The organism is Leisingera sp. (assembly GCF_034669605.1).
Classification (GTDB): Bacteria; Pseudomonadota; Alphaproteobacteria; order Rhodobacterales; family Rhodobacteraceae; genus Leisingera.
The window spans coordinates 1-3196 of sequence record NZ_JAXMOX010000322.1 but is presented as its reverse complement, the minus strand read 5'-3'; the positions used below and the strand labels follow the sequence as shown (position 1 = coordinate 3196).

3 protein-coding genes are annotated in these 3196 nt (G+C 60.1%); 1 reads left to right on the top strand and 2 read right to left on the bottom strand.

Annotated features, from left to right (window positions below; translation table 11 throughout):
- Positions 1 to 137: 137 nt before the first annotated feature.
- The gene (locus VOI29_RS23585; protein ID WP_323784213.1) at positions 138 to 887 is read right to left on the bottom strand and encodes a DsbA family protein; all 750 of its coding nucleotides are present in this window, start codon (positions 885 to 887) and stop codon (positions 138 to 140) included.
- A gap of 105 nt (positions 888 to 992) precedes the next feature.
- Here VOI29_RS23585 and VOI29_RS23580 point away from each other — a divergent pair, with 105 nt between their 5' ends.
- Positions 993 to 1211, top strand: a complete 219-nt coding sequence (locus VOI29_RS23580) for a hypothetical protein (RefSeq protein ID WP_323784211.1) — start codon at positions 993 to 995, stop codon at positions 1209 to 1211.
- 2 nt (positions 1212 to 1213) lie between these two features.
- Here the strand turns inward: VOI29_RS23580 and VOI29_RS23575 are convergent.
- Positions 1214 to 3196, bottom strand: a 1983-nt coding sequence (locus VOI29_RS23575; RefSeq protein ID WP_323784209.1) for a cell wall hydrolase, incomplete at its 5' end; no start/stop codon positions are given.

Sequence of the window (3196 nt, the reverse complement as noted above, 5' to 3'; positions counted from 1 at the left end):
TCTCGAAATGTGCGGCCCGCCTTTACTCATGGGCCTTTTTGCGTCACCTGTTTGTCAGCGGTGGGCTTTGCTATGCCCGGCTGTGGGCCTCATCCTTTGCAGAGGTATTGCTGCCATGGCCCGCCGCGACACCATTCTCAGTTCGCAGCGGATTCACCGGTTTCCGGCGCAGTTGTGATTGCCTGAAGCCGGTCGGCCGGTGCCGCGCCGCGGATGATGCCGCCGGGACCCACAAAATACGGCGTGCCGGTCGCGCCGAGTGCAGCGGCCAGGCGCTTGGCCTTTTCCAGGTCATCTGCGCCGATGCCTTCACTCACCGCGGCGGTGATTTCTTCCGGAACATGCCCCAGCTCCGCCAGCGTGCGGATGGTGGTGGCTGCACTGGCCTTGCCCTGCACCGACATCATGGCATCGGAAAATTCGCGGTAGGCATCCACGCCCTTCAGCGCTTTCAGCGCCAGTGCCACCTTGGCGGTGAACTCAGATTCCTTGCCCAGGACTGGGGTTTCCATGATTACCAGCTGAAGGTCCGGCATGGTTTCCTTCAGCGAGGCGACAACGGGGTGCGCCCGGCGGCAGTACCCGCAGTTGTAGTCCTGAAACTCCACCACGATCGGCTTTGCCGGATCGAGCCCTTCAAACAGCTCATCGGCCACCTTGGCGATCAACTCCTGGTCTTTCACGGCTTTGGCGGCTTCTTCCTTTGCTTCAAGCAGAGCGAACACTTCCAGGATGATGTCCGGATTGCGAAGAAGTGCGGCACGCACACGCTGATCAAACTCGAAATCGGTCTGCGGCGTTTCAGCGGCAGCAGGGGCCGTGGTCATGGTGAGACCCACTGCTGCCGCCAAAACTGCCTTGCCCCATGTTGTGTTGCTCAAAATCATTGCCTGTTTCCTTTCTGTTCTTCGAATTGCTGCGGTTTCATTGCTCGATTAGGAGTGTTTTGCTATGCTTGTTCGCCCTAAAGGAGAAGTCCTATGCGACGCCTGATGACGAAATATTGGAAAGAAATCGCCTACGCCGTGGGCTTTGTTCTGCTGACCTTCAGCCCGTTCGAGGGCCTGTTCCTGGCCTATGGACTGGCAGGTACGGCTTGGTTCGTAGTCTGGCTGCTGCGGAACAGCGGCGGAACTTACGACCCCGAACCCGATTTGATCGACTCGCGGGGTCTGTATGGCGGTTACTCGGACTACAACCGTCGGCACTAGCATCATTCGCTTTCCCTCGTGAGGCCGGTAAAGATATGGCCGCCGATCTGAACATTCTGGTGCCCGCGCGCCTGTGACTCTCTGCCGAGCCAGGTGGGCACCGAATTGCTTTGTTCGCCGGCGGCCACATGTGCTTCCATGCCCTTGGGCGAATAGTAATGGGTGGCACCGCCGGTCACGTCGGGGATCTGTCCGGCGGCAACGCCATCGACAATCCGGCCGATCCGCTCGTATTCAGCGCTGCCTTCTTCGAGATTTGTGGGCAGGCTGTTTCCGCCAACCCCGTTGTTCCAGGCGGAGAATTGTTTGAGCTGCAGGCTGACCTCGGCCGGATTGTCTCCCCAGCGCTCATCCGCAACCCGGTTCATGATCACATGCGCGACTGCCGCCTGGCCTGCTTCGCCTTCCCGTCCTGCCTCTCCGGCGATGGTCCGGATCATCACGTCACGGTCATAGTTCGAAAGCTGAGGCGTGCCGGTGATGGCAGAGGAAATTCCCCCCACGGCATCCATTGCACTGTCAGCAACGTCCATGACAGTTGTTCCAACCTTGACGACAGCCCCCGGCACTACCCCAAAGTCCTGACCGTCCACCACAGCCCTTTCGTTTTCTGTGGCCTTGGAGGTTGCCTGCTCGGACAATGCTGTCCGGCGGCCTTCGATGGCACCCTGAACCTTGCCGGTGGCCTCAGTGATCCGGCCAAATTCTTTATGATGATCCATGCCGCTCGATGGCAGGCGCTGGGTGGTGATTTCCTCTTTCGGGCGAGAGAGAGTATGAGCCTCCGCCAATCCCGGGTTTGGCCGGTCCAGGCCAAGCTCCTGAAGCAACCCGGGCAAGACTTTCTCCACGGCAGCCTCCTGGGCCTTCACGCCAGCAGTGGACTTAGGGTTGAGGAAGCCGGAGATCTGGTTTTCGCTGTATCCGGCTTCGCGCCATTCGCCAATTACCGCGTCGGTCAGCTGACCATCATAGCTGATCCCATGCGAATAGAGATTGCTTTCGGCCGAGGCCAAGGTTTCGGCCTCTTCCCGAGCCTCCGCATAAGCGTTGCCCTTACGTTGCACATTGTCGATGCTCCAACGCTCGCCGCCGTCTTCGGTATTGGTCAGACTGCTGTGCTCGCTGGCCCGGATCGACTTTACCGCATCGCCGTAGTTGGCAACAGTTTCCGTCAGTCCCGAGTCCCGCGCGGCAGACGCAACACGACGATAGGAGTCACTATCAAGACCCGTCCCATTGATACTGCCTTGTGCTCCGAGGACAGTGCCGCCTGGGGTGCTTGCAGACAACGCCACCTTGTAAGCGGCATCGACGGAAATACCGTGTTCTTTGGCGAAGTTCTCCACCGCTGTATGCGCTTCGCGCGCCTCTTCCGTCCACCTATGGCTCTGTGAGGTAGAGCTGTCGCTGACCGCGCTGGTGCCGTTGGTCAGAGACCGGCCGAAGTTCGCATAATTCGCGGCGGTCTGGTTGAGCGCTGTGCTCCATTCGTCGCGCAAGGAGTTGGCGTTACGGATTGCGGATTCCTTCCGGTCAGAAACTTCTTCCCGGATGGTCTGGCCCACCCGCGCCGACATGCCGCCGGTCGATTGGGCAGTGCCGGTCGCAAAGGTCGAAGATCCATCTGCGTTCACGGTCCGCATCGCGCCATTTGCCATCCGGACGGTGGATGCCCCCGCATCCCGCACGGCGGAGGTATTCCACTTGTTGGCCGCGAAATTGTTCATGCTGGCATTGGATAGGGAGATATTGCCGGTGGCTGCTTCGCGGCCCGATTCAATTGCAGCCCCCTGCCCCACGTTCAGCATCGACGTCGCCAGGCCAGCCATGCGGCTCGCGCCGAACAGGATCACGGTGGAAACAAAGGGCACCGACATCATCAGGTAGCCGGCGACAGTGCCCACGTCCTGTTCGACCGCGCGGACGCCGAGGTAATTGGCGAAGGTCAGGGAATAGTCGAGAGCCCCTGTGCTGAAAGAGCC

Coding starts and splice junctions, on each gene's coding strand:
- VOI29_RS23580 (WP_323784211.1), top strand. CDS start 993: ATGACGAAATATTGGAAAGAAATCGCCTACGCCGTGGGCTTTGTTCTG.
- VOI29_RS23585 (WP_323784213.1), bottom strand. CDS start 887: ATGATTTTGAGCAACACAACATGGGGCAAGGCAGTTTTGGCGGCAGCA.